Genomic DNA, 25,710 nt, shown 5'->3' on the forward strand with positions numbered 1-25,710 from the left:
AAGTAGATGGTACTTATAGATATTCAGTCAATTGGCTTCATGAATCAAGCGCGCCAGAATCGAGTTTGTCGCTTTCGTTTCGAAGGATGCATGACATGAACAGACTGAATGGAAAGACCGCCGTGATCACCGGCGGCGCAACCGGCATCGGCCGCGCCGCGGCAAAGCGCTTCATCGAGGAAGGCGCGTTCGTCTTCCTCTTCGGCCGCCGGCAGGCGGCGCTCGACGCGGCGGTGGCCGACCTTGGGCCGAATGCCCGCGCGGTGAAGGGCTCGGTCTCCGATCCGGCCGACCTCGACCGGCTCTACGCGGCGGTGAAGGCGGAGCGCGGCACCCTCGACATCGTCTTCGCCAACGCCGGAACCGGTAGCCCGCTTCCGCTCGGCCAGATCACCGCCGAGCACATCGACGACACGTTCGACACCAATGTGAAGGGGACGATCTTCACGGTCCAGCAGGCGCTGCCGCTGATGGGCTCGGGCGGGTCGATCATCCTGACCGGCTCGAGCGCCGGCACCACGGGAGCGCCGGGATTCACGGCTTACAGCGCGAGCAAGGCCGCGGTACGCAACCTCGCCCGGACTTGGGCGGAGGACCTGAAGGGCACCGGCATCCGGGTCAACGTGCTGTCGCCCGGGGCGACGGCGACCGAACTGGCCAAGGAAGCGCTGGGCGAAGCGGGCCAGAAGGCCTACGGCGCGATGACGCCACTCCAGCGCATGGCCGATCCGGCAGAAATCGGGGCGGTAGCCGCCTTTCTTGCATCGTCGGACAGCAGTTTCATGACCGCCAGCGAGGTCGCCGTCGACGGCGGCCTGGCACAACTCTGAGGAGAAGCACCCCATGACTCAATCGCTAAAGGGCAAGACCGCGCTCGTTACCGGGGCATCACGCGGCATTGGCCGCGCCATCGCCGAACGTCTTGCCAGGGACGGGGCGACAGTCGCACTGACCTACAACGCCAGCAAATCCGGCGTGGACGAGGCGATCGCGGCCATCGAAAAAGCGGGCGGCACCGCGTTTGCGATCCATGCGGATCTCGTCGACCCGGCGAGCGTGCCGGCTTTGTTCGAAAAACTCGACGACGAATTCACCCGGCGCAACGGCAGCAAAACCCTCGACATCCTGGTCAACAACGCCGGCAATTCCGGTTGGCTTGGCTTCAAGGACGCGACGCCGGAGAGTTGGGACACGCTGATGGCCGTCTACGCCCGCGCGCCCTTCTTCATCATTCAGGCCGCGCTGGATCGCCTCGCCGATGGCGGGTGCATCGTCAATATTTCTTCCGCTGCCGCCACGAAGCCCGTCACAGCGGCGCCCGTCTACTCGATGGCGAAAGCGGCCATCAACACCCTGACCCATACGCTCGCGATCGAGCTGGGGCCGCGCGGCATCACCGCGAACGCCGTGGCGCCGGGCTTCACGCGCACGGATGCGAACGCCGCCTTTCGCGAGAATCCCGAACTCGTCAAGGCGGCCGAGGCGCAAATCGCGCTGGGCCGCTTCGGCGAGCCTTCGGAAATCGCCGCCGTCGTCGCGTTTCTGGCGTCCGATGACGGCCATTGGGTGACCGGCCAGACGATCGAGGCGAGCGGCGGTTACAAGCTCTGAGCGCACCGGGAAACGAAGGAGAAACATATGAGTTACGCCATCATCGGCTTCGGCAAGATCGGTCACGCGCTTGCCAAGGCGTTCGCCCGCAACGGCATCGAAGTGGCCGTTGCAACCACGCGCGACCCGGAAAGCTTTGCGGCCGACGCGGCCGCGATCGGACCGACGATCATTCCCACGACGCTGGCGGAAGCCGTCAAGGCGGACGTCATCTTTTTGGCGGTTCGTTTCGAGTCGCACCCGGCGGTCGCAAAAGCGCTGGCCGACTGGAACGGAAAGACCCTCATCGACGCGATGAACACGCAGGCTCCGCTGGACGAACTGGACGGTCTCCCGTCCTCGGCCTTCGTCGCGAAAACATTCACCGGCGCTAGGCTGGTGAAAGGCTTCAACCATCTGGTCGCTGGCGTCCTTGGCCAGGACCCGGCCGTCCACGGTGGCAGGAGAGTCGTGTTTCTCGCGAGCGACGATGACGAGGCCGCGGCGGAGGTGGGCGCGCTTGCGGAAAAACTCGGTTTCGCGCCGATCCGGCTTGGCGGGCTGTCGGAAGGGGGATGGCTCGTGCATGCGCGCGGAAAAAGCTGGGGACACCTGATCTTCAAGGACCTGATCAGCTTTGACTGATGAAGCTCGATTTCCCGGCATTTCGCCGAGTCGAATGGGCGGTTGCCGGGTACAGCCGACGCTCGAACGGCCGAACTGCCGAACTACGACGCGCAGGAATGACCGCTCGCGGCCGAGTGCCGACCTATCCTGTCTGCAAGACGGCTGGATCGATCTCGCGAGCGGTCAGCCCGAATCTCGCCATGCGCGCGCGATGGTCCGGCGAGCCGAGATAGGAACGAAGTTGCTGATTAACCGCCATCAGAAGATCCCGGTTTCCCCGATTGAATGAAAACGCACCCAGCGGAGGCGTCCGCTGGCTGCCGTTGACATCCGACTCGTGCGCGACGTCCTGGATCATCGAGCTGCCTATCCGGCTCGCAGCGATTCGATTCCCCAAAGCCGTGCTCGCATAGGCGTCGATCACACCGGAGAGAACGGCCGCGATCGCGTCGGCCTGCTGTTCGAAGACGACGATTTGCCGCCGGCTCACGCCTGACGCCATCGCGGAATCATGCTGTACCTGTCCGGCAATGATGCCGAGACGCGCATCAGGACGTTCCGCGATCGATGCATAGCTCCTGAGCGCCTTCGGGTTTCCGGGCCGAACCAGAAAACCGTCTCCGATCCCCCACACCGGCACGCTGAACGCGACGGTATTGGCACGCTGCGGTGTCACGAAGAGCGGCACATTCATGTCCCAGCGCCCTGCTTCAACGCCGGGCAGCAATTCGCTGAACGTCATCGGGCAATACTCGATTCGGGTGACGCCAATCTGCCGGAGGATCGTCTCCGCGAGCTCGAGATCGGCACCAGTCGCGGTGCCATCCGCTTCGGTCCAGCCGAACGGCGGTTCTTCGATGTACGCAATGGTTAACTTCATCGCTTTGTCTCGAAAGCCGAGGAATCGATCAGAAATTCATGAGCTTATCGTGGGCAGTCTAGGCTTACTCCGCAAGCTGACAAAATTAATTCGGACGCACGCGAGTTGACGACATTATTTTGGTGCAACCGTCAATGAAGTCGTCAACCTGGACATCGGAGGCCTGGTACGACACGGGTTCTGGCGTGACGGAATGAATTGGCTCTACGCTATTCGACGTTATCCGCAACGTCCGTCATCCGGATCATGTGCGGCTTGATGCCGTCGTCTTCGGCCGTCGCGGCCTCCTTCGGATGAATCAGCGCTTCGAGCCGCGCCTTCGTCGCGATGAACTCGGGCGTATTGACCTGCGAATAATCGCGCGGCCGCGGCACCGGCACCTCGATCAGCTCCTGCACCCCGCCCGGATTCGCCTTCAGCACCAGGATCCGGTCGGCCAGAAAGATCGCCTCGTCGAGGTCGTGCGTGATGAACAGGATCGTCACGTCGATGTTGCGCCAGATGTCGAGCAGGTGCGTCTGCATCCTTGCACGCGTCTGTGCATCCAGCGCGCCGAACGGTTCGTCCATCAGCAGGATGCGCGGACGGTTCGCGAGCGCGCGGGCAATCGCCACGCGCTGCTTCATGCCGCCCGACAACTGGTGCGGATACACGTCGGCAAAACGCGTCAGCCCGACGAGATCGAGCCACTGCAGCGCCTCGCGCTCGGCCTGGCCGCTGCTGCTGCCGTTCATGCGCAGGCCGAACATCACGTTCTTCTTCACCGTGAGCCACGGAAACAGCGTATAGCCCTGGAACACCATCCCGCGATCGGCGCCCGGCCCGTCCACCGGTTTGCCGTCCAGCAGCACTTCGCCGCTCGTCTGTGCGTCGAGCCCGGCCAGGATCCGGATCAACGTCGACTTGCCGCAGCCGGACGGGCCGATCACGCACACGAACTCGCGCCGGTGCGTGCGGAAACTGATGTCGTCGAGCGCGATGCACTCGCCCTGCGGCGTCGTGAAACGCTTGCCGACGTGTCGCACGTCGAGTATCACGTCGCGGGCCTTCAGTCGCGCGAAGCGCTCGCGCACCGCGTCGGATTGAATCAGGTAATCGGGAACGGCTTGCGGGTTCTGCATGATGCCCTCTGCGGAAATCGGTCGATGGATACGTGCGGGCGACGCTCACGCTTTCAGCGTGCGGTCCCACGGAAAGAGCCGGCGGCCGAGCAGCCCGAGCACGATATCGGTGCCGAGGCCGATGATCCCGATCATCAGGATCGCCGCATACACGTTGTCGAAATGCTGGTAGCGCGCCTGCTGGCTGATGTACCACGTGATGCCCGAACTCGTGCCGACCAGCTCGGCGACGATCAGGTAAGTCCACGCCCAGCCGAGCAGGATCCGCTGATCGCGATACAGGTCCGGCAGCACGCCCGGAATCACGACGTGCGTGAGCAGCTTCAGCTTCTTCGTGCCGAGCGTCATCGCGGCCTCGAACAGCCCGTATTCGAGCTCGCGCGTGGTGTTCGCGACGATCAGCACCTGCTGGAACAGCGTCCCGATCACGATGATCGCGATCTTCGGCGCGTCATAGATGCCGAGAATCGCGACCATCAGCGCGCCGAACGCCGGCGCGGGCAGGTAGCGGAAGAACTCCAGGAACGGCTCCTGCAGCCGCGCGAGCGCACTGAAGGTGCCGCAGACGATGCCGAGCGGCACGCCGATCGCGGACGAAATCACGAAACCCCAGAAGATGATGCGGATGCTGTGCCACAGGCTTTCGTGCAGCCACACGCCGTCGCGCGAGGCGGGCGGTGTCGTGAACGCCGTGTAGAACGCGCGCAATACCTGGTGCGGTGCCGGCAGGTAGACCGGATTCGCGCGCACGCCCTCGGGCACCGCCGCGTGCGTCGCACGCGCATGCGCGAGCTCGTCGTCGAACACGTCGCGGTCGATCTGCATGCCGGCCTGGAAATAGTCGACGCTGCCCGGATTCGTGATGCGCATTTGCGGATGCCAGACGAACGGGACATAGCTGATCAGGCACCAGACGGCGAACGGCAGCAGGAAGGACGCCAGCCCGAGCGTCCATTTGCCGCGTGTCGTCAGCTCGCGGCGCACCGCGAGCCATCCGGTCGTGTTGCGGGTCGTTGTCATCGGAATCTCCGTATCGTTTCGGGTGCCGGTCGCGCGGATACCGCGGCATCGCGCGACCGTGCGTTCATTGCAGTGCGCCGCTGGCCGCCTGCGCGCGGTAAGCGCGCCAGCCGCCGAACTGCGTGATGTCCTGCGCATCGCCGAGCGCCACGCTCTCGCACAGGAAGCCCTGCACGCGCGAACCGTCGGCGAGTGTCAGCGTGCCGATGCCGAGCGGCGCCGCAATCCCGGCGACGAAGCTGCCGTAGGCCTCGACCGGCATCTCCCAGACCTCGACCGCGATCGGCACGCCGCCGTCCGGCACGCGCACGAGCCCCGGTTTCGCGACGCCGCCGCTTGCGTCGGCGGACAGCGCATAGAGCCGATAGGCCGGCGCGGTCGTGGTCGCGGCGACGAAGCGCGCGCCACGCTGCGTGAGCTGCCCGTTCAACGGTTCGCCGCGAAGATGCGCGCCGACGACGGCCACCCGCACGACACCCACGGAGGCGGCACGCGCCGACATCGCGGCTGCGAGCGGCCGAACGTCGCCGACCGCGGCAGCGCCGTCGCCCCACGCGTGTGCGAGATCGAGCAGCCGCGCATCGTCGTGCGCGCGGCCGACGAACGTGATCCCGAACGGCAAGCCCGCATGCGGCCCGGTTGCGCACGTGCCCGCAGGCACCGCGATCGCCGACAGGTCGAGCAGGTTCACGAAGTTCGTGTAGTAGCCGAAGCGCGAATTGATCGCGATCGGATCGGCTTCGAGCGCCTCGACGGTCGCGGTCGTCGCCGAGGTCGGCATCACGATCGCGTCGAGGCCGTCCCACGCGCGGGCCGCGTCGACGCGCAGCGCCGCAAGCCGGTCGAATGCGGCGAACGCATCGGCGGCGCTGAAGCGCGCCGCGCCGCCGACGATCTCGCGAATCACCGGATGCAGCGCATCGGGCTCCCGCGCGGCGAATGCGCCGATCGCGGCCAGCCGCTCGGCGACCCACGGGCCGTCGTACAGCAGCCGCGCGGCGGCCAAGAATGGGCTGAAGTCGATTTCGACGACCCGCGCGCCGGTCGCGCGCAGCCGTTCCAGCGCCGCGCCCCAGGCCGCGCGATACGATTCGTCGCCGAAGAATTCGAGCTGATCCGCACGCGGCGTGCCGAAATGCAATTCCCCGAGCGGCCGCGCCGAGTGCGCGCGCAATCCGTCCGCGCCCAACAGCGGCTGCCAGGCGCGTCCGTACGGATCGTCTTCCGTCACGCCGTGCGCAGCGGCGAACACGGTGCGCGCATCGTCCGCCGAACGCGCGAACACCGATACGCAATCGAGCGACCGGCAGGCCGGCACCACGCCGAGCGTGCTCAGCACGCCCCGTGTCGGCTTGAGCCCGACGAGCCCGTGGAATGCGGCCGGCACGCGCCCGGAGCCGGCCGTGTCGGTGCCGAGCGAGAAGGTTGCGACGCCGAGCGCGACGGCCACGGCCGACCCGGAACTCGAGCCGCCCGATGCATAGCGCGGATCGAGCGCATTGCGGCACGCGCCGTAAGGCGAGCGTTGCCCCGAGAGCCCGGTCGCGAACTGGTCGAGATTGGTCTTGCCGACGGGAATCGCGCCGGCCGCGATCAATCGCTCGACGACGGGCGCGCTGCGGGCCGGCGTGTACGCGTAGGCGGGGCAGCCTGCCGTCGTCGGGATGCCGGCGAGGTCGATGTTGTCCTTGATCGCGAACGGCACGCCGTAAAGCGGCAACGACGCGAGGTCGCGCCCGGCGAGCGCGTCGGCATACGACATCATCTCGTCGCGCGTCAGCGGCCGGATCCACGCATGGTGCGGGTCGCCCGCGGCGACATGCGCGGCGATCGCGTCGACAAGAGCATGCGGCGTCAAGTAGCCCGCCGCGTAGCGCACGCGCAGCGCGGCAATCGAGTGCAGCCCGGGCAGGATCGAACGTTCCGTCGTGCTCATGCGACCTCCTCGGCGGCGCCCGCCTTCATCACCATCAGCCGCTGGCCGGCCACCACCGCAGCGCCTGGCGCGCAATCGATCGTCTCGATCGTCCCGTCTTCCGTTGCCGTCACCGCCACCTCCATCTTCATCGACTCGACGATCGCGACGACCTGCCCTTCGGTCACGCGCTCGCCGGCTTCGACCAGCACTTTCCACACGCTGCCCGACACGTCCGCGGCGATCGCTCGCTGCGTGTCGTCGAGCGCGGCCGCGACCCGGTCCGCTTGCGCATCGCCCTGCTCCGCGTCGCCGACGTATTCCGCGTGGCCGGCCGCGCGCCACCGCTCGCGCTCCGCGTCGAATGCGGCCTGCTGCGTCGCCTTGAACGCGGCGATCGATTCCGCTTCGTCGTGCAGGAAGCGGTTGTATGCGCGCAGATCGAACACGGATTCCTCGATCTTCAGCGTCGCGCGGCCCGCGATGAAATCCGCCCGCAGCGCACTCAGCTCGGCCTCGCTGACTTCGTAGAAGCGGATCTCGTCGAAGAAGCGCAGCAGCCACGGCTTGCCGGCCTCGAATTCGCGCGTGGTGCGGTGGCGATTCCACATCTGCACGGTGCGGCCGACGAACTGATAGCCGCCCGGCCCTTCCATCCCGTACACGCACAGATACGCGCCGCCTATGCCGACCGCGTTCTCCGGCGTCCAGGTGCGTGCGGGGTTGTACTTGGTCGTCACGAGCCGGTGCCGCGGATCGAGCGGCGTCGCGACGGGCGCACCGAGGTAGACGTCGCCGAGGCCCATCACCAGATAGCGCGCGTCGAACACGATGCGCTTCACGTCGTCGATGCTCGCCAGGCCGTTGATGCGCCGGATGAACTCGATATTGCTCGGGCACCACGGCGCATCGGGCCGCACCGACTGCATGTAGCGCTCGATCGCGACGCGCGTCGACGGGTCGTCCCACGACAGCGGCAGATGGACGATGCGGTTCGGCACGCGCATGTCGGCCACGTCGGGAAGTTCACGTTCGGCGGCCTGCAGATGCGCGAGCAGCGCGGCAAGCGGCAGCGTCCGCGCATCGAACTGCACCTGGAGCGAGCGGATGCCCGGCGTCAGGTCGAGCATGCCGGGCAGCCGGTGCGCGTCGAGCCAGCACATCAGCGCGTGCACGCGAAAGCGCAGGTTCAGGTCGAGCACGAGCGGCCCGTATTCGACCAGCACGTTGCGATCGCCCGAGCGCCGGTAGACGACGCCGATGCCGCCGCCCGCGGACGGGTCGCGATTCAGCACGCAATCGCCGGATGAACCGGATGCGCCGGATGCAGCAGCGGCAACGTCACGCGTCGCATCCACGGTCGCAGCAGCCGGTTTCCCGGCCGATATCCCGGACGACACGCCCACGCGCACGAACTGCACGGTATCGCCCGGCCGCAACTGCCCGAGCTTCCACAGCTCGTCGCGCACGACCGTCACCGGACACACGAAGCCGCCGAGGCTCGGCCCGTCCGGGCCGAGAATCACCGGCATGTCGCCAGTGAAATCGACGGCGCCGATCGCATACGCGTTGTCGTGGATGTTCGACGGATGCAGCCCCGCCTCGCCGCCGTCCGCGCGGGCCCATTGCGGCTTCGGGCCGATCAGCCGCACGCCGGTGCGGCTGGAGTTGTAATGGACGGTCCACTGCGTGCCGTAGAGCATCGCGATGTCGTCCGCCGTGAAGAAATCCGGCGCACCATGCGGGCCGTCGAGCACGCCGAGCGCCCATGCATGCGTCAGCGCGGGAATGTCGGCCGCGGCCAGCGTCGCACCGGCGTCGCCGCGCCCGGCGTCCGCGTGCAGATGCAGAACGTCGCCCTTGCGCAGCGCGCGGCCGGCATGGCCGCCGAACTGGCCGAGCGTGAAGGTCGCCTTGCTGCCGAGATAGTCGGGCACCTGCAGCCCGCCCTTGACGGCAAGACACGCGCGCACGCCCGCGCCCGTCACGCCGCCCAGCTTGAGCACCGCGCCCGCTCGGGCGCGCACGACCTGCCAGAACGGCACCGGTTCACCGTCGAGCGTGGCCGCGAGCGGCGCGCCGCCGAGCACGAAGAGCGTCGCGGTATTGAAGCGCAGCGTCGCGCCGACCATTGTGAATTCCAGCCCGGCTGCGTCGCGCGCGTTGCCGAGCAGCGCGTTCGCGAGGTCGAACGCGCGATCGTCCATCGGACCCGACGGCGGCACGCCGATGCTCCAGTAGCCGACGCGCCCGGACGCCTGCTGCACGGTGGTCTGCACGCCGCCGTCGAGTACGTCGATCGTGTGCGGCGCGAACGCGAAGCGCGACAGGAAGGCGGTCGTCGGCGCGCCGCGCGCGAACGTGTCGGAGCCGACGACGGCACGCAGGTAGTCGAGGTTGGTCTCGATCCCGTACAGCTCGGTATGGTCGAGCGCGGCCCGCAGCGCGGCCAGCGCATCGCGCCGCGTGTCGCCGCGCACGATCAGCTTCGCGAGCAGCGGATCGTAATGCGCGCTGATCTCCGTGCCCGCGTCGATCCAGCCGTCGACCCGCACGTTGTCGGGAAACGCGACGTGCGTGAGCAGCCCGGCGCTCGGCTGGAACTGCTTGTGCGGATCCTCCGCATAGAGCCGCACCTGGATGCTCGCGCCATGCGGTGCGACGGCGAGCGTGTCGAGCGGCGGCAGGTCGCCTTCGGCCTGCAGGATCATCCATTCCACGAGATCGACGCCCGTCACGGCCTCGGTCACGCAATGCTCGACCTGCAGCCGCGTGTTCACCTCGAGGAAATAGAACCGCCGCGCGGTGGCGTCGAACACGAATTCGACCGTGCCGGCCGACGCATAGCCCACCGCGCGCGCGAGCCGCACCGCGCTCGCGTGCAGCGCGTCGCGCTCGGCGCCGGTCAGGTCGGGCGCGGGCGTTTCCTCGATCACCTTCTGGTTGCGCCGCTGCACGGAGCAATCGCGTTCGCCGAGCGCGATTGCTCCGCCGCGGCCGTCGCCGAAGATCTGCACTTCGATGTGCCGCGCGTGTTCGACGAACTTCTCGAGATAGACGCCCGCATGCGCGAAATTCGCGGCGCCGAGCCGCACGACGGATTCGAACGCCGCGCCGAGCTGCGCGGCATCGCGGCACAGCGACATGCCGATGCCCCCGCCGCCCGCGGTGCTCTTCAGCATCACCGGATAGCCGATCGCGTCGGCTTCGGCGAGCGCCGTCTCCATGTCATCGAGCAGCCCGGTGCCGGGCAGCAGCGCGACGCCGTGCGCGGCCGCGAGTTCGCGCGCGGTGTGCTTGAGGCCGAACGCGCGCATGTGATCGCCGCGCGGACCGATGAAGCGCAGCCCCGCCGCTTCGCATGCGTCGGCAAAGCCCGCGTGCTCGGACAGGAAGCCGTAGCCGGGATGCACGGCCTGCGCGCCGGTCTCGCGCGCGGCGGCGAGGATCGCCGCGACGTTCAGATAGCTGTCGGCCGCCGGTGCGGGCCCGACACGCACGGCTTCGTCGGCGAGCGCCACGTGGCGCGCGTCGCGATCGGCATCCGAATAGATCGCGACCGATGCGATGCCGAGGCGCTTCAGCGTGCGGATCACGCGGCAGGCAATTTCGCCGCGATTCGCGACGAGGACTTTGGCGAATCTCATGTTGCCTCCTGCCGGGCCGCCCCAAAGGGCGTAGCGGGGAATTCGCGGAGCATCGCTCCGCGCCCGCGCAGCCGGCCGGCTTTGCAAAGCCGGCCGTGGACGGCAACCGCCCCCTCGGGGGGCAGCGAACGTGTCGGCCCGGAGTAGCGCTTCAGCGCGTACTCCGGCCCCATGCAAAGCAAGTGAGCGTGGGGGCTGTTCATTCCGCCTCCCACACCATCAGGCGCACGGGCGTCGGGTTGTAGCCGTTGCACGGATTGTTGAGTTGCGGGCAGTTCGAGATCAGCACCGTGACGTCCATCTCCGCACGCATCTCGACATACTTGCCGGGCGCGGAGATGCCGTCCTCGAACGTGAGGCCGCCGAGCGGCGTGACGGGCACGTTCATGAAGAAGTTGACGTTGCCGACCAGGTCGCGCTTGGTGAGCCGCGCGCCGGCGCCGCACGTGCAGTGTGCGATCGCGTTGAGGAAGCTGTCGCGGCAGTTGTGCATGTAACGCTTGTCGAGCGCATAGCGCACCGTGTTGCTCTCGGCCGCGCACGCGCCGCCGAGCGTGTCGTGACGGCCGCACGTGTCGGCGACGATCGTCGCCATCGGGTTGCCGCGGCTCGACACGAGCACGCTGCCCGCGCTCAGGTACAGGTTGCGCTGCGCGCGGATCGTGTCCTGCGCGCTGTAGCGCTCCTCGGGAGCGTCGGTGCGGTAGAACAGCGTGTCGACGGCCTGGTTGCCTTCCAGGTCGAGAATGCGGAAAGTCTGCCCGCGCTTCAGGTCGTGCAGCCACGGGTCGCCCGCCTTCAGCGTGATGTCGTGGATCGCGTCGCGCGGGTCGAGTCGGCTTTCGATGATTGGCATGGTCTCGCTCCTCATGCGAACAGACGGTCGGTATTGGCGAAGCCGCGCGTGTTCTCCGCGCATGCGTGCCGGCACGGGTCGTCGTCGGGCGCGGCGCCGTCGGCCGGATACGCGCGGTACGCGATCAGCTTCACTGCTTTCGGCGCGTAGTCCGGACGCGGATCGAGCGGATGCGGCGCGGTCGAGAACGCCGCGAGCGTATTCATCTCGAAGCGCAGGTCGAACGCGCTGCCGGCCGGCGAATGGCCGGCGACGAAATCGAGCGCGCCGTCGTCGCGCGTGTCCAGCTTGCTGAAGAAATTGACGTTCGCGGCGAGGTCGCGCGCCGACAGCCCGTATTTCGCGAGCTCGAGCACGAGGCTGTCGCGGCCGTTGCGGATCATCGCGTTACGGTCGGCCTGGTATGAGGACGCGCCGTACTTCTGCGCGAACAGCCGCGCATCGCCGACGCCGCCGAGCGGATCGTGCCAGCCGAGCGTGTCGGCCGTGATCGACGCGATCACGCGCCCCATGTCCGTATACAGCGCATGGCCGCGCGTCAGATGCGCGGTGTGTTGCGCCTTCAGCGTATCGGCCATGTTGTAGCGTTCGAGCAGGTCTTCCTGGCGATGAAAGACGGCGGACAGGTTCGCGCCGCCGTCGACATCGACGACGCGCAGCGCGAGACCGCGGCGCAGGATGCCGGACCAGTGGGTTCCGGCGGGAATCAGCGTTTCCCACGCGACGTGTGGCGGCGGGGCAAGGACGGCTTGGGGGCTCGGCGACATGGCGGCTCCGGGGTCGGTTGGATAAAAGGCGTGAGAGGGCGACCGAACGACATCGCGACCTCCCGGGCTTTTATCCCTCCGTGGAGCCTCGCCGTTTCCTCTCATCGAGGCGAAGGCAAGACCGGATTGCTCTCGGACCAGGCATCGCGCGGCGCACGCCGCACGACCGGAACCCTAGCGATCCTGAAGATGATGCAAATTGCTTCGCACCTCTCGAGCGTCGAACAAGCGAGTTGCGTGCCAGCCGCCGCCCCATGACCGCACGACGCGGCCCGGCGGCGCGATGCCGCGAGAGCATCCGAATGGCGGACGCATTCGCTTGCCCTCGCGGCGGGCGCGCGGCGCACCATGCACACGCAACCGCGCACCGGCGCAGTGCGCGTCGCGGGCTCGCGCACCGTGCGATCCGCGATGGCACGGGCATTGCTGAACCCATGCATCGTCACCTCACACCCGATCCTTCATGAACAAGCTCGACCTGCTCCGGCGCGCACTGCACGCGCTGTTCGCCGCCCGCTTCATCGAACTTCAGCGCCCGCTGCGCCGACGTTGAATCGCATTGCCGCGCGCCGTTGGCACGCTTCTCGCTCGGCATGACGCCGAGAGGTGCGGCGGCGTCGCATCTTAGGGGTGCTAGGGTTCCGGTTCATCATCGAACGTCTGGTCCGAGAGCAGCCCGGCGCGGATTCGTCCGGTCGCAAGACCGGATGCGCACGTGCTACACGGCGGGACAAAAGCCCGGGAGATCGGCGATGGCAACGGCCGTCGCGCCTCTCCGTGGCCGCCTGTTCGTTCCGCATCTGCAGGAACCGGTCACGCAGTCGGACGGTGCGCTCGCGCACGGTCCGTATCGACGATCCCGATCCCGGTCTCCTGGAGAACAACGATGACCCGTCCCGCCCCGGCGTTCCGCCGCCTGTCGTCCTTCCGTTTCATCCGTCATGCATTGGGCGCCGCCGCCGCGACTGCCGTGCTATGGGCGGCGCCTGCCGCGCAGGCTGCCGCACCGCTGAAGATCGGCTACAGCGACTGGCCCGGCTGGGTCGCCTTCCAGGTCGCGCTCGACAAGGGCTGGTTCAAGGAGGCCGGCGTCGACGTCGATTTCGAATGGTTCGATTATTCGGCGTCGCTCGACGCGTTTTCCGCAGGCAAGCTCGACGCGGTCGCAGCGACCAACGGCGATGCGCTGGTGACGGGCGCATCCGGCGCGAAGAACGTGATGATCCTGCTGACCGACTATTCGGCCGGCAACGACATGATCGTCGCGAAGCCGCCGCTGCGCACCGTCGAAGCGCTGAAGGGCAAGAAGGTCGGCGTCGAGCTCGGCCTGGTCGACCACCTGCTGCTCGAAACCGCGCTGCAGAAGCACGGGCTCAAGGACAGCGACGTCACGCTCGTGAATGCGAAAACCAACGAGTTGCCGCAAGTGCTCGGTTCGTCGACCGACATCGCGGCGGTGGCCGCATGGCAACCGAACGCCGGCGAGGCGTTGAAGCGCGCGCCGGGCGCACGCGCGATCTTCACGTCGGCGGATGCACCGGGGCTGATCTACGATGCGATCACCGTCGCGCCGGCGAGCCTCGCCGCGCGCCGGGCCGACTGGGCGAAGGTGGTCAAGGTCTGGTATCGCTGCGTCGCGTACATCAACGATCCGAAGACGCAGGCCGACGCGGTCAAGATCATGTCGGCGCGCGTCGGGCTCGCGCCGGCGCAATACCTTCCGCTGCTGAAGGGCACGCATCTGCTCGACGAGGCGGCCGCGAAGCGGGTGTTCCGCAAGGGCGACGGGCTCGATTCGATCTACGGCTCGACGCGCAATGCGAATGCGTTCAATGTGCGTAACGCCGTGTACAAGCAGTCGCAGGATGTCGACGCGTATATCGACCCGCGGTTCACCGACACGCATTGACGGCAGGACGCCCGCCGGCGCGGCGATGTGCTGCGTCGCGTCGGTGGGCAACTGTGGGCCGGTCGCATGCTTCGTACTGGAGTGCTAATTGTCTCGCTGCCGTGACCTTCAGCCATGTGTCCGGTTGAATGGCTGCGGCGCTGAATGACCATTGCGGCGAGATGCGAACGGCTGTTTGCGGTCCGCAGCGGTCGATCGGCCCTCTCGGAAGCTGCCGTTCGAACCGGGACCACCGATCCGGTCGGTCCCGATCCACGGTGCGTGCTGTAACGGCTAGCGAGTCCGATCGCGACGTATCATCGCCGACAGAATATATCCGGCAATTCGTGGGTTCTCCCTGATTCGCCGGGTGCTGTAGCCATACCAGTCATGACCATATGGCACATAGATGCGCACGTTAAATCCTTCCGAAAGCAAAGCGTCACGCAGCGGTTCGCACACCCCCAGCAACATCTGGAACTCGAATCCTGACCTGTCGACCTGCTCGCGTTGCAGCCAGTTGGTTAGCGAATCGATCAATCGTGCGTCGTGGGTTGCAATGCCCACGAATGATCCCGCCTGAATCGCGCTCGAAACGTGCCGAACGAAGTGCGCGTTGATCGCTGTCCGATCCCTCGATGCACCGGCGACGAGATGTTCATTTGCCTCTGCATAAATTCCCTTGCAAATGCGCATGCGGCTCTTGCGAGCCTTGAGCGGAACGATGTCATCGTTCGTACGCGTCAAATACGCTTGCAGCGCGATTCCGATTGGATATGCGTCGGCTTCGAGCTTCAAGAACGCGTCGAGTGTTTTCTGGGTGCAACTGATGTCCTCCATGTCGATGCACGCGCTGATTCCCTGCGCCGCCGCCGCTCGTAGAATTAACACGACGCGCGCCATGCATGCGTCTTCGTCGAGATGCAACCCCAGCGCGGTCAGTTTGATCGACAGCTCGGCGGGTTCGTTTTGCGCGCCAAGCGCTTGAACGAGATCGAGATAGTCGCGAGTCATCGACTCCGCCTGCGCTGCCGTCGATGCAGTCTCGCCCAACACATCAACGGTCGTTCGGAAGCCTGCTGCATGGAGCGCTTGGACGCGCGCGCAGGCATCGGAAAGCGTTTCGCCAGCGATGTAGCGGCGCGAAATCTTACGGATCAGCGAACGGGGGACGAGCGGGATGGCGTGAGCCGCCATCGCATTGAAAATACGCATGTTGTGGTCTCGTGAAAATGCAATCGCACGAATCTAGACGCGATAAGTCGATTCGAGCGACATCCCCGGACTGTTATTGACAACAGGTCCGGGACGAATGCCGAGGCGGATGCAATCACTGCATCGACACCGGCTTTCAGTGCGTTTTCGAGGGAGGCCAGGCAGCTGCGTACATTGTTTGAGTGGGGTTTTTTGCAGTTCGCTACGGATTGGTCAATGCCTGTTTTCGTTTGTCAGGCAGGCACCGCAAATCGTAGCACGAGCGAACGAACGGCGATCATGGACCAGTGCGCGATGCGTCGAGGTTGCGATTGACGACAATTGACGCGCTCCTGCCGGATGTCTCATATTGGCCGGATGCCGCCCGACCCCTTCGGCTGTCGCCGACGACGGGTTGAATCCGCAGTCGACCCCGGTCGATTGGCATCGGGTGACAGCCGACTGGCGGATGCCGACCCATTCCGGGCCGTCACGCCTGCCGAACGCGGTCACTCAAGCGGGCGTTTCGACTATGAACATCCGCGCTTGCTGGGCTTCCCGACGTTCAGCCTTGATTGGCGCATACCGCTCGGAATTGTAGAAGGCCAGCGCTTGAGCGAGCGTCGGAAACTCGAACACGCCGGCCATCGGCAGCGGCGCCTCATCCCCTTCCAGACTCTGCGCAACAGGACCGAAATGCAGGATCTTCCCGCCCGCCTCTGTGAGCGCCGCTTGAAAGCGTGGAGCGAGAGCAGCCTGCTTGGCGAAATCGATGACGCGGAGGTTGACGTGTACGTATGCTGGCATTGTGCCCTCACTAATAATGCATATACAGTATTATGCAAGAACAGGACTGTCAAGGAGGTACACGTGAACGGTTTCGATCCAGAATCTTTGAAGGACGTCGCTGCGGAGTGTCCGGGCTTCCAGGCTCGAGCAACGGCGCGTGCACTCACGCGTTACTACAATGCCCGCTTCAAACCGCTCGGACTGACGGCCGAGCAATTCAGCCTCCTGGTTGGGATCGGTGCGGCCGAGGGAGCGACGCTCGTCGATCTTGCCGACAGTGCCGGGGTCGATCCGACTACCCTCAGCCGAAATGTTCAGAACCTGGAGAGCAGAGATCTAGTCAGCGCTACAGGCGGACGCGGCCGTGCTGGAAAGCGGCTTGCGCTGACGACATCCGGGCGTCGACTCATGGTCGATGCGCTTCCGGTGTGGAACCGGGCCAGGGCGGAACTCGCCAGTCGCATGGGCGATGAAATGCTTCATTCAGCAAAGCAAGCGATGGCGGAGTTGGCCAAGGCTACGGAACTCTCGTCCACTTAACCGGCTTTACGACGAGAACCTGTCCGCATTTTTGTGGGCGAGGCGGTTGAACAACAGGTTATCCGCGCGCCTGCGTAAACCGCTCGCCGAACAGGATAGCAAACTGGTTCATCGCTGATTTCCAGTCGAAGGCAGTGCGTACCGTTTTGGCCAGCACATTGCGCAGCGCCAGCCAGAGCAGCTTGATCGCCGCCTCGTCATTCGGGAAGTGGCCGCGCGTCTTGATGATCTTGCGCAGCTGCATATTCAAACTTTCTATAGCGTTCGTGGTGTACACGACCCGTCGAATCTCTGGCGGGAACACGTAGAACGGTACGACGTGCTCCCATGCACGCTGCCACGATTGCACGATGGTCGGGTATTTCTCGCCCCAGGGGCCGTCAGCGAAGTCCTGTAACGCCTGTCTCGCGGCGTCTTCGCTGGCGGCCGCGTAGATCGGGCGCAGTGCTGCGGCGAGTACCTTACGGTCCTTGTAGCTAGCGTACTCGAGACTGTTGCGGATCAGATGCACGATGCAGGTCTGGACAGTCGTCTTGGGATAGGCAGTGCCGATCGCCTCGGTCAGCCCCTTCAGGCCGTCGACCACAGCGATCAGGATGTCCTGGCAGCCGCGAGTCTTGAGTTCGTTGAACACCTTGAGCCAGAACTTGGCCCCCTCGGTCTGCTCGATCCAGAGGCCCAGCACGTCGCGCTGGCCATCGGCCTGGATGCCCAAGGCCAGATAGACGGCCTTGTTGCTGACCACGCCGTCGTCGCGAATCTTGACCCGCAGCGCGTCGAAGAACACGACCGGATACATCGCCTCGAGTGGGCGGCTCTGCCAGCTCAGCGCCTCGGCCATCACCTCGTCGGTGACTGAGCTGATGAAGTCGGGAGACACCTCGGTGCCGTAGCTCTCGGCCAGAAACGCCTGAATCTCGCGCACACTCATGCCGCGCGCGTACATCGCAATGATGCGTTCGTCGAAGCCGGTGAAACGACGCTCGTGCTTGGGAATCAGGATCGGCTCGAAGCTGCCGTCACGGTCACGGGGGACTTCGACACGAACCGGGCCGCGATCCGTGATGACCGTCTTGCCGCTGGCGCCGTTGCGCTCGTTGGCCTGCCCTACGGGCTTGGCCTGGCCCGGCGGGTAGCCCAGATGCAGATTCATCTCGGCGCCCATCGCACGTTCGATGACTGCCTTGTTGAACGCCAACATCAGGTCCTGCACTTCGGCCGGCGTCATCGGCCCCTTGACCAGTTGGTCCAGCAGTTCCTTGGGCAGTTCAGGCAGCGGCCCTCGGGCCACTGCCTGACGCGCTACAGTTTGCCTTTTCTTCTTCATCGGCATATCCATGACTTTTACACCTCATGATATGCCTCGCCCACGAAATCACGGATAGGTCCTACGACGATGACCGTTTCTGTCCAGTCGCGGCCTCTCGCCATCGCGACCGTAGGTCGGATGGCGAATTTCAAGCGATCGCATGCGGGCTACGGTGAACTCATCAACCAAAGCGACTTTTCCCGGTCACATGCGCACGCGACCCGCAGCAGCACCTGCAACCGTCACACCGATGATGCAGCAGTACCTGCGCCTTGTCTGACAAGCCTCAGCACACAAAGCTACGCCACGACCTACGCTCACCCTGTTTGGGGATCGGCCGTTAGACCGCGACGCCTCAATCAATGACGATGTCTCCGGAATTTATAAGAATCGCAATCTCGATGAATATCAATGCGATACCTGAAAGAGCAGCTATTGCATGCCAATAGCTGTACTTCCAAATCGAGTGGGCGACCTCATGGCATGAGCCATGTGCGCAAACAAAGTAATGCAGATCGCGCACATAACCGTTCACGGCGTCACCGCCCAGGTAGACAGCGGCGCACCAGAAAGCGAAGAAGTTGAAAAAAGCGAGCACCCCAGTGACACGTAGTATCAACTTGGCACGCTTCGACATTTCTTTGAACTTTACAGTCATGACAAGCCTTCCGACCAAGCACGGGACCGACGCCTGAGGCAGCGCCCATACAGTCACAATCTAGACTGTCGGCCGCAAACGGCATGTCGGGGTTAGCACTACGTTGCGGGTTGTGCCCGCAGCTCTACGCCCACGAGCTAGGTGGAAAGGCCCGTCGCTGCCGATTCCCCCTGCACCTGGCCAAACGGCGAACTTCGCGCAGACGCGCCCGACCCACTGGTAAACTCGGGCGGCCAAAGCAACTTTTCCCGGTCACATGAGCACCCAACCCACCGCAGCACCTGCACCAGTCACTCCAATGATGCAGCAGTGCCTGTCCGACAAACCCCCAAGTCGAACCGCCTGAAAGTCAACCCGTCCCCGGGTCCACACTCCCCGCCTCACACGCCTCTCGGCAACCGCACCGCGAATACCGTTTCGGTCTGATCGGACCGCACGTCAATCCGGCCGCGATGCGCGTTGGCGATTTCCCTGGCGATGAACAAGCCGAGCCCCAGGCCGGCATCGTCACCCGTTCTTCGCGGACGATCGTCCCCGCGCTCGAGCGGATCGAAAATGCGGTCGAGCGTGCGCGGATCGATCGCCGGCCCGCTGTTGCCGACCTCGACGAGCACGTCCGCGCCGATCGACGCGGCCACCACCCGCACCGGTGTATCGCGCGCCCCGTACTTGACGGCATTGCCCACCAGATTGCTCAGCAACTGCTGCATCCGGCGGTCGTCCCAATCACCCCGGAGATCACCGCGCATATCGACGGTAATTTCGCGATCGGGATGACTTGCCCGCAACTCGTCCACCACATTGACGAGCACGTGCGCGAGATCGATATCGCTGGGAACGACGTTGATGCCCAGCCCGAGCTGGGTTCGATTGAAATCGCAGAGATCATCGAGAAGGCCCTGCATGCGACCACCGCTTCTGATCAGCCGAGCGGCGGCATCCGATACTTCCTCACCCGCATGGAGGGCAGCAAGATACGACGCCGTGAGCTGGATGGTCTGCAGCGGCGTGCGCATGTCGTGACTCAGCATGCCGAGAAGCAAGTTGCGAGCCTGTTCGACCTGTTCGGTAAAAAAAGCGACGGATTCCGCCAGCGCTTGATCGATCGCCTCGTTGAAGCGAATCACGTCGTCCATATCAGCCGGGCCCGGCTGACTCGCGTCGATCCACAAGCGCAGCACGCTGGCGCGCAGCGCACAATACTCGGCCGCCAACTGGTTGATGTTGAAGCCCCCCGGGCGCGCAGGACGGCATGCGTCTGGGCGGCCGTCTCCCGGGTATTCACCGGCTCGGGCGCGCGCCCCAGCGATTTTTCGTATTGCGCTTGCCTCGTTTGCGGCGTCGCGATGTCCTTGGCGACGGCGGTCAGGATCTCGCGCGCGTGGTCGCGTAGCCCGAGCGAGTTCATGTTCCTCGCGGCCGGTAACAGCGTGGCGGCAAACGCTTCCCACTGCACCAGGATCGGTTCCATGTTCCGTACGATGAAATCAGCAAGCCGCATGTCGCCCCTCACAACGAAATGAACGGTGTACGCTTCAGTCGAATCGCACGATATCACGTGAATAACGGCGTTAGCCGGCGATTCGATCGTCGCCGTCGTCGTTTCCGGCTGCGCGGGCGGTGGTGCCGAGCGGCAGCTTCAATCGACCGAGTCAGCCGGCCAATGTCGACCACCGGGCGCGGCATTCGGTGCCTTTGAACGATACGCTACCGGATCGGCGGTAAAGACAGGACCGAAGCGAACTTCAATTCGCACGCACGTCACGTCGGGCGGCTAGCATCGCCGATAATCGGTGCGACGCTGTCCGATTGCCGCGGCACCGGCAGCACGAACCTTGCGCCGCGCTCATTCGACTTTCATTCCGACGCCGGATTCGGCCGCATTTTCCTGCCACGGCCGGCCGCCGGCACGAAATTGCACATGCCCAGGAAAAAATCCAGCCTCTGGTTGCGGCCTCTCGACCTGTTCTCCCTCGCGACCGGCGCGCGCCCGAAGAAGCAGGCCGGCAGGTCGCGGCCGGCGGTCAAAAAGGCCGCCAAAAAGGTCGCCCAACGGACCGTCAAGCCGGCCGTCATCGCCCCTGCCGCCAAACGGACAGGCACCGCGCACGCCACCCGCGCCCCGTCAGCCCGGCCACCCGGCACCTGGCTCCGCTCGTTTCATTCCGCCGGCCCGAGCGCCGGCCGGCTCGTGAACCATCTTGCGTACGCGCTGTATCTTCCCGCCGCACCTGCCAAGACAGCGGGCATGCCGGCCGTCGTCATGCTGCACGGCTGCAAGCAGACCGCCGAATCGTTCGCCGCGGGCACACGCATGTGCCGTCTCGCGGAGCGGTCGGGGTTCGCCGTGCTGTTTCCCGAGCAGGCCAAGACGGCCCACGCGCATCGCTGCTGGCACTGGCATGGCGACGCGACCGAGTCCGAAGCCGCGGCCGTTGCGTCGCTGGTCGACGCCATCGTGCAGCGCCACGGCTTCGATCGCGATCGGATCTACGTGGCCGGCATGTCCGCCGGCGCCGGGCTCGCCGCGGCGCTGGCGCTACGGTATCCCGACCGCTTCGCGGCGGTCGGCCTGCACTCGGGCCCGGCCATCGCGCCGCCGTCGTCGACGATGGCCGCGATGAGCCTGATGCGTCGTGGCATCCGCGACGATCCGATCGATGCGCTCGACGCGTGCGTCGACGTCGCGTCCTATCCCGGCATGCCGGCTCTCGTCGTGCACGGCGCACTCGATACGGTCGTGACCGACCGGAACGCGACGCAGCTCGGCATCGCGTTCGCGCGACTCAACCGGCTCGTCGACGAACACGGTGCGATCCGCGTCGGCGAACAACGCAGCTACGCGCAGGACGATGCGGACTACATCGATTATCTGAAGGGTGGACGGCTGATCGTCAGGGTCTGCGTCGTGCGCGGGCTGCGGCATGCATGGAGCGGCGGCGATCCGGGCGAGCCGTTCCATTCCGCCACGGGGCCGGACGCGACCGCGATGTTCTGGCATTTCTTTCGTCGTCAGCGCCGCAAGCGATTGGCGTGACACACGGCACCCGCGCCGGCCGCGGCCATGTCGTCATGCCCGTTGCTCCAGCGCTGCCACGTTCGCGCGGTCGCCGGCACGCCGAACCGGCAACCGTATCCGGAAGGTCGTGCCGCGCCCCGGCTCGCTGGTCACGTCGATGGTGCCGCGATGGCGCTCGACGATGCCGTGCGATACCGACAGCCCGAGCCCCGTGCCCTGCCCGACCGGCTTCGTGGTGAAGAACGGATCGAAGATCCGCCGGACGACGTCGGGCGTCATGCCGGCGCCGGTATCGCTGATCGCGATCGACACCTGATCGCCGTCGCTCGACGTGCGGATCGTGATCACGCCGCGCTCCGGAATCGCCTGCGCCGCGTTGACCAGCAGGTTCATGAAGACCTGGTTCAACTGCGACGGCAGGCATTCGACGTGCGGGACATCGCCGTAATCGCGCACGATGTCGGCCTTGTACTTGAGTTCGTTGTGGACGACGTTGAGCGTGCTCTCGAGGCCCGCATGCAGATCGACCACGCTCCATTCGTCGCTGGCCGGGCGCGAGAAATCGCGCAGGTCCTGCACGATGCGCCGCACGCGCAGCGCGCCGTCGATCGACTCGTCGATCAGCATCGCGATCTCGTCGCGAACGTAGTCGAGATCCGCCGTGCGGTGCACGACCGTCAGCGCGTCGCGGGTAGCCGGATCGAGCTGCGGCAACGCGGCTTCATGCGCCGCGACCACGTCGAGCAGGCTGCGCACCCACGTCTTCAACGTATTGAGGTTCGCGCTGACGAAGCCGATCGGATTGTTGATCTCGTGCGCGACGCCGGCCGCGAGCTGACCGATCGACGCGAGCTTTTCCGACTGCAGCAATTGCTCGTGCGTTTCCTCGAGCGCATGCAGCAAGCGCCGCTGTTCGTCCTTCTCCTGTTCGAGCAGCGCGTGCGCGGCCTTGCGTTCGTCGATCTCGGTCGCCATGTTCTCGCGCGTGCGTTGCAGCATCTGCGTCGTCTGCTCGTAGCTATGCAGCGCGCGTTCGAGTTCGCTGGTTCTCAACCGAACGAGCCGTTCGAGCGTGTCGGTCATTCCGCGCAGGAAAGTTGTGCGCGCATCGAAACGGGACACCAGAAGCGTGACGATCAGCGTCGCCATCGTAAACAACGCGACCGTCGTCGCGAGCCACGGCGCGTCGACCCCGTTCGCGGCGCCGCACCGCGCATCCGGCGCGAAATGCGCGGCCGCCATCGCCGTATAGTGCATGCCGGTAATCGCGATGCCCATGATGACGGCCGCGCCGATGCGCTGCGCGGTCGCGTAGCGTGCCTGCTGCATGCGCAACGCCTGCGCGATCCATAGCGCGGCCGTCGACGCGATCACCGCGATGCCGATCGACGCGGCGAACAGCGCGGCATCGTAGCGAATGCCGGGCTGCATGTGCATCGCGGCCATCCCCGTGTAATGCATGCCGGCGATCCCACCGCCCATCAGCACGCCGCCCGCGCACAGCCGCCACCAGGCCAGCCGTGCGCGCGTGACGACGGTCAGCGCGAAATACGATACGAGCACCGCGATCGCCAGCGAGGCGCCGGTTTCCTGCCATGCATAGCCGAGCGGCACCGGCAACGAAAACGCGAGCATGCCGACGAAATGCATCGACCAGATTCCGGTACCCATCGCCGCCGCGCCGCCGCCCAGCCATGCGCGCTTGAGCTTCGGATTGTCGAGCAGCGAAATGAACGCGGCGAGGTCGAGCGTCGTATAGGAGGCCAGCGTCGCGATCGCGAGCGACAGCAGGACGAGCGGAAGGTTGTAGATGCCATGCATGATCGAGCGCCCGGAACGGGTTGAATGCATCGCCGCGGTGCGGGCAGTCGCGCGCACCGCGGCCATCAGGCCGACGTTTCGATGTCAGGCCGGCGGCGCACCTGCGTTGGGAGCGTGCGCCTGCCCCGCCGGACGGGCCAGCACGAGAATGTCGAACGGCGTGCCCTCCCGCGTCTCGAAGCGGCGCACGAGCTCGATCTGGTGCGCGGACATCACGCTGCCTTTCGTCATCAACAACACGCCGCGATGCGTGCGCAGATCGTCGGCGAGCTGCATCCCTTCACGCAGTTGAACCGAGCGGATTTCCGCGACGGACGCCGCGATGCCGAGACTCGCCGGATCCTGCATCAACTCGATGAAGCGCGCGACCAGTTGCGGGTCGTAACGCACGCTCGCCTGCGAGCGCAACACGTCGATCGCCTGCTCGATCGAATGCGGCGCACCGATTTCGCCGTTGCGCAGCCCTTCGAAATCGCGCGCGATCGCGACGATCCGCGACCCGACCGGGATCGCGTCGCCGACCAGGCCGTCCGGCGTGCCGCGGCCGTTGAAGCGCTCGTACTGGTGCAGCACGATCGACGCGACCTTGTGCAACTGGGCGACCGGCGTCAGCACCATCTGCGCGCGCAACGGATGCTCCTGGAACACGCGGCGCTCGTCCGTCGTCATCCGCGCGAGCGGCTTGTGCAGCACTTCGTCCGGCAGCGACAGCTTGCCGATGCCGTGCAACAGCCCCGCGAAATAGACGTCCTGCGCGTGCAGTTCGCTCATCTCGGCCGCCAGCGCGAGCCGGCGCGCGATCTCGCCGACCCGCATCGCATGCCCGCTCGCAGCCCCGCAGCGCAGCTCGATCATGCTCGCGCACACTTGAACCATCGCCGTGAAGCTGCTTTTCAGGTCGCGTTGCGCCGCTTCGAGAAACATCACCGTCTGGCCGAGCTCTTCGGTGCGCGCGCGAACCTGCGTTTCGAGGTCGGTATTGAAACGGCGCAGCGCTTCGTTCTGCGCTTCGGTCAGCGCCGCCAGCCGGGCCGCTTCGCGACGCAGACGGCGCTGCTCCAGCGCCTGCTCGATGGTCAGCAGCAGGTCGTGATCGTCCCACGGCTTGTTCAGGTAGCGATATACGCCGCCTTCATTGACGGCCTGCATGACCGACGCGATCTCCGCATAGCCGGTCAGCAAAATGCGCATCGTGTCCGGGTACAGCACCCGCGCGCGCGCCAGGAATTCCGCGCCGCTCATGTGCGGCATCCGCATGTCGGACACGATCAGGTCGATTTCGGTCGACGCCAGAATCTCGAGCGCGGCCTCGCCGCTGTCGGCGGTCACGATGTCGTAGCCGGTGGGTCGGAACACGCGCCTGAGCGCCGACAGCACGTTCGGTTCGTCGTCGACCAGCAGGATCGACGGTACGCGGGCCGCCTCGCCGGATGCTGCTGTCGCGTCCGCGGTTTCGGACGGCGCGGCATTCACGTCGTTTGTTGCAGATGTCGTCATAATCGGCCTCGGATCAATTATTCACACCCTCTCTGCAACATCGGCCGATTCCGCGTTTTCCACATCGGTGGAAACGCTAATGCGTGCGTGTCGATTTCAAGCGGAATGCATCACGCGAATGCTACGTCGTTGCCGCGCCCGGTTCGCGCCGGTAGTAGATGTCCCATTCCGCTTCGTCGGTTCGCACGAAGCCGTGCCGTTCGTAGAAGCGGTTCGAGTCGCTGCCGCGCAATGCGCCGATGCGAACGGGCATCCGGTGTTCGTCGGCTTCGGCAAGGATCTCGCGCAGCACGGCGGCGCCGATGCCCTTCCCCTGATGCGCGGGCACGACGTACAGGTGGTCGAGCAGCCAGTGATCCGCCATCGGGCGCAGCGTGTAGAAGCCCACACGCGAATACTCGGCTTCGATGAAACGGCATAGCGCCGGGTCGAACGACGCGAGAAACCGGTCGCGCGCACGCTGCGGATCGAAACGGCCGATGCGTTCGAGGCTGTCGCGCATCGCGGCGATGCGGATCGCGACGAGGGTGTCGGCGTCGTCGTGCGTGACGGGGAAGAAGGTCACAGTCATT

At 65.7% G+C, this 25,710-nt stretch carries 20 protein-coding genes, 1 pseudogene and 2 riboswitches; of the genes and pseudogenes, 6 read left to right on the forward strand and 15 right to left on the reverse strand.

Annotation, left to right across the window (positions count from 1 at the left end; all coding sequences use genetic code 11):
• Positions 1–95 precede the first annotated feature (95 nt).
• The 3 genes from HWX03_RS05875 to HWX03_RS05885 are packed head-to-tail and all read left to right on the forward strand — an operon-like array spanning position 96 to position 2,235.
• Positions 96–830 (forward strand): SDR family oxidoreductase, encoded by a 735-nt coding sequence (locus tag HWX03_RS05875; RefSeq protein ID WP_174386797.1) that lies wholly within the window; start codon positions 96–98, stop codon positions 828–830.
• Between the two features lie 13 nt (positions 831–843).
• A complete protein-coding gene (locus HWX03_RS05880; protein WP_175870646.1) occupies positions 844–1,611 on the forward strand; it encodes an SDR family oxidoreductase in 768 nt (255 codons plus the stop codon).
• Positions 1,612–1,638: 27 nt separating this feature from the next.
• Positions 1,639–2,235 (forward strand): NADPH-dependent F420 reductase, encoded by a 597-nt coding sequence (locus tag HWX03_RS05885; protein WP_175870647.1) that lies wholly within the window; start codon positions 1,639–1,641, stop codon positions 2,233–2,235.
• Between the two features lie 124 nt (positions 2,236–2,359).
• Here HWX03_RS05885 and HWX03_RS05890 read toward each other — a convergent pair whose 3' ends face one another.
• The 7 genes from HWX03_RS05890 to HWX03_RS05920 form a co-directional block, all read right to left on the reverse strand.
• Positions 2,360–3,097 carry a transporter substrate-binding domain-containing protein gene (locus HWX03_RS05890; RefSeq protein WP_175870648.1) on the reverse strand — a complete coding sequence of 246 codons (738 nt, stop codon included), beginning with the start codon at positions 3,095–3,097 and terminating at the stop codon, positions 2,360–2,362.
• Positions 3,098–3,306: 209 nt separating this feature from the next.
• Positions 3,307–4,218, reverse strand: coding sequence for an ABC transporter ATP-binding protein (locus HWX03_RS05895; protein WP_174428855.1), 912 nt, complete (start codon positions 4,216–4,218; stop codon positions 3,307–3,309).
• A 45-nt stretch (positions 4,219–4,263) separates the two neighbouring features.
• Entirely contained in the window at positions 4,264–5,238 is a 975-nt protein-coding gene (locus HWX03_RS05900; protein WP_175870649.1) for an ABC transporter permease, read from the reverse strand.
• 64 nt (positions 5,239–5,302) lie between these two features.
• Entirely contained in the window at positions 5,303–7,174 is a 1,872-nt protein-coding gene (atzF, locus tag HWX03_RS05905; protein WP_175870650.1) for an allophanate hydrolase, read from the reverse strand.
• Positions 7,171–10,800, reverse strand: a complete 3,630-nt coding sequence (uca, locus tag HWX03_RS05910; protein ID WP_175870651.1) for an urea carboxylase — start codon at positions 10,798–10,800, stop codon at positions 7,171–7,173. The genes atzF and uca overlap by 4 nt, the downstream gene beginning before the upstream one ends.
• A gap of 199 nt (positions 10,801–10,999) precedes the next feature.
• Positions 11,000–11,656, reverse strand: a complete 657-nt coding sequence (locus HWX03_RS05915; RefSeq protein ID WP_175870652.1) for an urea amidolyase associated protein UAAP2 — start codon at positions 11,654–11,656, stop codon at positions 11,000–11,002.
• Between the two features lie 11 nt (positions 11,657–11,667).
• Positions 11,668–12,423, reverse strand: a complete 756-nt coding sequence (locus HWX03_RS05920; protein ID WP_175870653.1) for an urea amidolyase associated protein UAAP1 — start codon at positions 12,421–12,423, stop codon at positions 11,668–11,670.
• Between the two features lie 57 nt (positions 12,424–12,480).
• Positions 12,481–12,612, reverse strand: a riboswitch (guanidine-I (ykkC/yxkD leader).
• A gap of 433 nt (positions 12,613–13,045) precedes the next feature.
• Positions 13,046–13,170, forward strand: a riboswitch (guanidine-I (ykkC/yxkD leader).
• Positions 13,171–13,309: 139 nt separating this feature from the next.
• On the opposite strand from HWX03_RS05920, the gene HWX03_RS05925 reads away from it, so the two are divergent.
• Positions 13,310–14,332 (forward strand): ABC transporter substrate-binding protein, encoded by a 1,023-nt coding sequence (locus HWX03_RS05925; protein ID WP_175870654.1) that lies wholly within the window; start codon positions 13,310–13,312, stop codon positions 14,330–14,332.
• A 273-nt stretch (positions 14,333–14,605) separates the two neighbouring features.
• Here HWX03_RS05925 and HWX03_RS05930 read toward each other — a convergent pair whose 3' ends face one another.
• Positions 14,606–15,526, reverse strand: a complete 921-nt coding sequence (locus HWX03_RS05930; RefSeq protein WP_175870655.1) for a proline dehydrogenase family protein — start codon at positions 15,524–15,526, stop codon at positions 14,606–14,608.
• Between the two features lie 492 nt (positions 15,527–16,018).
• Positions 16,019–16,312 carry a DUF1330 domain-containing protein gene (locus HWX03_RS05935; protein WP_174432578.1) on the reverse strand — a complete coding sequence of 98 codons (294 nt, stop codon included), beginning with the start codon at positions 16,310–16,312 and terminating at the stop codon, positions 16,019–16,021.
• A 63-nt stretch (positions 16,313–16,375) separates the two neighbouring features.
• On the opposite strand from HWX03_RS05935, the gene HWX03_RS05940 reads away from it, so the two are divergent.
• Positions 16,376–16,834: a MarR family winged helix-turn-helix transcriptional regulator gene (locus HWX03_RS05940; RefSeq protein WP_175870656.1), complete on the forward strand. Its 459-nt coding sequence runs from the start codon at positions 16,376–16,378 to the stop codon at positions 16,832–16,834.
• Between the two features lie 58 nt (positions 16,835–16,892).
• Here the strand turns inward: HWX03_RS05940 and HWX03_RS05945 are convergent, their stop codons facing one another.
• The 3 genes and pseudogenes from HWX03_RS05945 to HWX03_RS05955 all read right to left on the reverse strand — a co-directional run bounded on the left by HWX03_RS05945 (position 16,893) and on the right by HWX03_RS05955 (position 20,302).
• Positions 16,893–18,161: an IS256 family transposase gene (locus HWX03_RS05945; RefSeq protein ID WP_152857373.1), complete on the reverse strand. Its 1,269-nt coding sequence runs from the start codon at positions 18,159–18,161 to the stop codon at positions 16,893–16,895.
• Between the two features lie 337 nt (positions 18,162–18,498).
• Positions 18,499–18,801 carry a hypothetical protein gene (locus tag HWX03_RS05950; RefSeq protein WP_175870657.1) on the reverse strand — a complete coding sequence of 101 codons (303 nt, stop codon included), beginning with the start codon at positions 18,799–18,801 and terminating at the stop codon, positions 18,499–18,501.
• Between the two features lie 380 nt (positions 18,802–19,181).
• A pseudogene (locus HWX03_RS05955) lies at positions 19,182–20,302 on the reverse strand (sensor histidine kinase).
• 420 nt (positions 20,303–20,722) lie between these two features.
• On the opposite strand from HWX03_RS05955, the gene HWX03_RS05960 reads away from it, so the two are divergent.
• Positions 20,723–21,838, forward strand: coding sequence for an alpha/beta fold hydrolase (locus HWX03_RS05960; protein ID WP_175870658.1), 1,116 nt, complete (start codon positions 20,723–20,725; stop codon positions 21,836–21,838).
• Between the two features lie 33 nt (positions 21,839–21,871).
• Here HWX03_RS05960 and HWX03_RS05965 read toward each other — a convergent pair whose 3' ends face one another.
• From HWX03_RS05965 to HWX03_RS05975, 3 genes are all read right to left on the reverse strand, one after another.
• Positions 21,872–23,641, reverse strand: coding sequence for a histidine kinase (locus tag HWX03_RS05965; RefSeq protein WP_175871127.1), 1,770 nt, complete (start codon positions 23,639–23,641; stop codon positions 21,872–21,874).
• An 84-nt stretch (positions 23,642–23,725) separates the two neighbouring features.
• On the reverse strand, positions 23,726–25,138 hold the full coding sequence (locus HWX03_RS05970; RefSeq protein WP_175870659.1) for an HD domain-containing phosphohydrolase: 1,413 nt from the start codon (positions 25,136–25,138) through the stop codon (positions 23,726–23,728).
• A 121-nt stretch (positions 25,139–25,259) separates the two neighbouring features.
• Positions 25,260–25,709 (reverse strand): GNAT family N-acetyltransferase, encoded by a 450-nt coding sequence (locus HWX03_RS05975; RefSeq protein WP_175870660.1) that lies wholly within the window; start codon positions 25,707–25,709, stop codon positions 25,260–25,262.
• Position 25,710 lies beyond the last annotated feature (1 nt).

Origin of the sequence: Burkholderia sp. BCC0397 (assembly GCF_902832865.1) — a bacterium.
Classification (GTDB): Bacteria; Pseudomonadota; Gammaproteobacteria; order Burkholderiales; family Burkholderiaceae; genus Burkholderia.

Coding starts and splice junctions, on each gene's coding strand:
- HWX03_RS05875 (WP_174386797.1), top strand. CDS start 96: ATGAACAGACTGAATGGAAAGACCGCCGTGATCACCGGCGGCGCAACC.
- HWX03_RS05880 (WP_175870646.1), top strand. CDS start 844: ATGACTCAATCGCTAAAGGGCAAGACCGCGCTCGTTACCGGGGCATCA.
- HWX03_RS05885 (WP_175870647.1), top strand. CDS start 1,639: ATGAGTTACGCCATCATCGGCTTCGGCAAGATCGGTCACGCGCTTGCC.
- HWX03_RS05890 (WP_175870648.1), bottom strand. CDS start 3,097: ATGAAGTTAACCATTGCGTACATCGAAGAACCGCCGTTCGGCTGGACC.
- HWX03_RS05895 (WP_174428855.1), bottom strand. CDS start 4,218: ATGCAGAACCCGCAAGCCGTTCCCGATTACCTGATTCAATCCGACGCG.
- HWX03_RS05900 (WP_175870649.1), bottom strand. CDS start 5,238: ATGACAACGACCCGCAACACGACCGGATGGCTCGCGGTGCGCCGCGAG.
- atzF (WP_175870650.1), bottom strand. CDS start 7,174: ATGAGCACGACGGAACGTTCGATCCTGCCCGGGCTGCACTCGATTGCC.
- uca (WP_175870651.1), bottom strand. CDS start 10,800: ATGAGATTCGCCAAAGTCCTCGTCGCGAATCGCGGCGAAATTGCCTGC.
- HWX03_RS05915 (WP_175870652.1), bottom strand. CDS start 11,656: ATGCCAATCATCGAAAGCCGACTCGACCCGCGCGACGCGATCCACGAC.
- HWX03_RS05920 (WP_175870653.1), bottom strand. CDS start 12,423: ATGTCGCCGAGCCCCCAAGCCGTCCTTGCCCCGCCGCCACACGTCGCG.
- HWX03_RS05925 (WP_175870654.1), top strand. CDS start 13,310: ATGACCCGTCCCGCCCCGGCGTTCCGCCGCCTGTCGTCCTTCCGTTTC.
- HWX03_RS05930 (WP_175870655.1), bottom strand. CDS start 15,526: ATGCGTATTTTCAATGCGATGGCGGCTCACGCCATCCCGCTCGTCCCC.
- HWX03_RS05935 (WP_174432578.1), bottom strand. CDS start 16,312: ATGCCAGCATACGTACACGTCAACCTCCGCGTCATCGATTTCGCCAAG.
- HWX03_RS05945 (WP_152857373.1), bottom strand. CDS start 18,161: ATGAAGAAGAAAAGGCAAACTGTAGCGCGTCAGGCAGTGGCCCGAGGG.
- HWX03_RS05950 (WP_175870657.1), bottom strand. CDS start 18,801: ATGACTGTAAAGTTCAAAGAAATGTCGAAGCGTGCCAAGTTGATACTA.
- HWX03_RS05960 (WP_175870658.1), top strand. CDS start 20,723: ATGCCCAGGAAAAAATCCAGCCTCTGGTTGCGGCCTCTCGACCTGTTC.
- HWX03_RS05965 (WP_175871127.1), bottom strand. CDS start 23,641: ATGCATGGCATCTACAACCTTCCGCTCGTCCTGCTGTCGCTCGCGATC.
- HWX03_RS05970 (WP_175870659.1), bottom strand. CDS start 25,138: ATGACGACATCTGCAACAAACGACGTGAATGCCGCGCCGTCCGAAACC.
- HWX03_RS05975 (WP_175870660.1), bottom strand. CDS start 25,709: ATGACTGTGACCTTCTTCCCCGTCACGCACGACGACGCCGACACCCTC.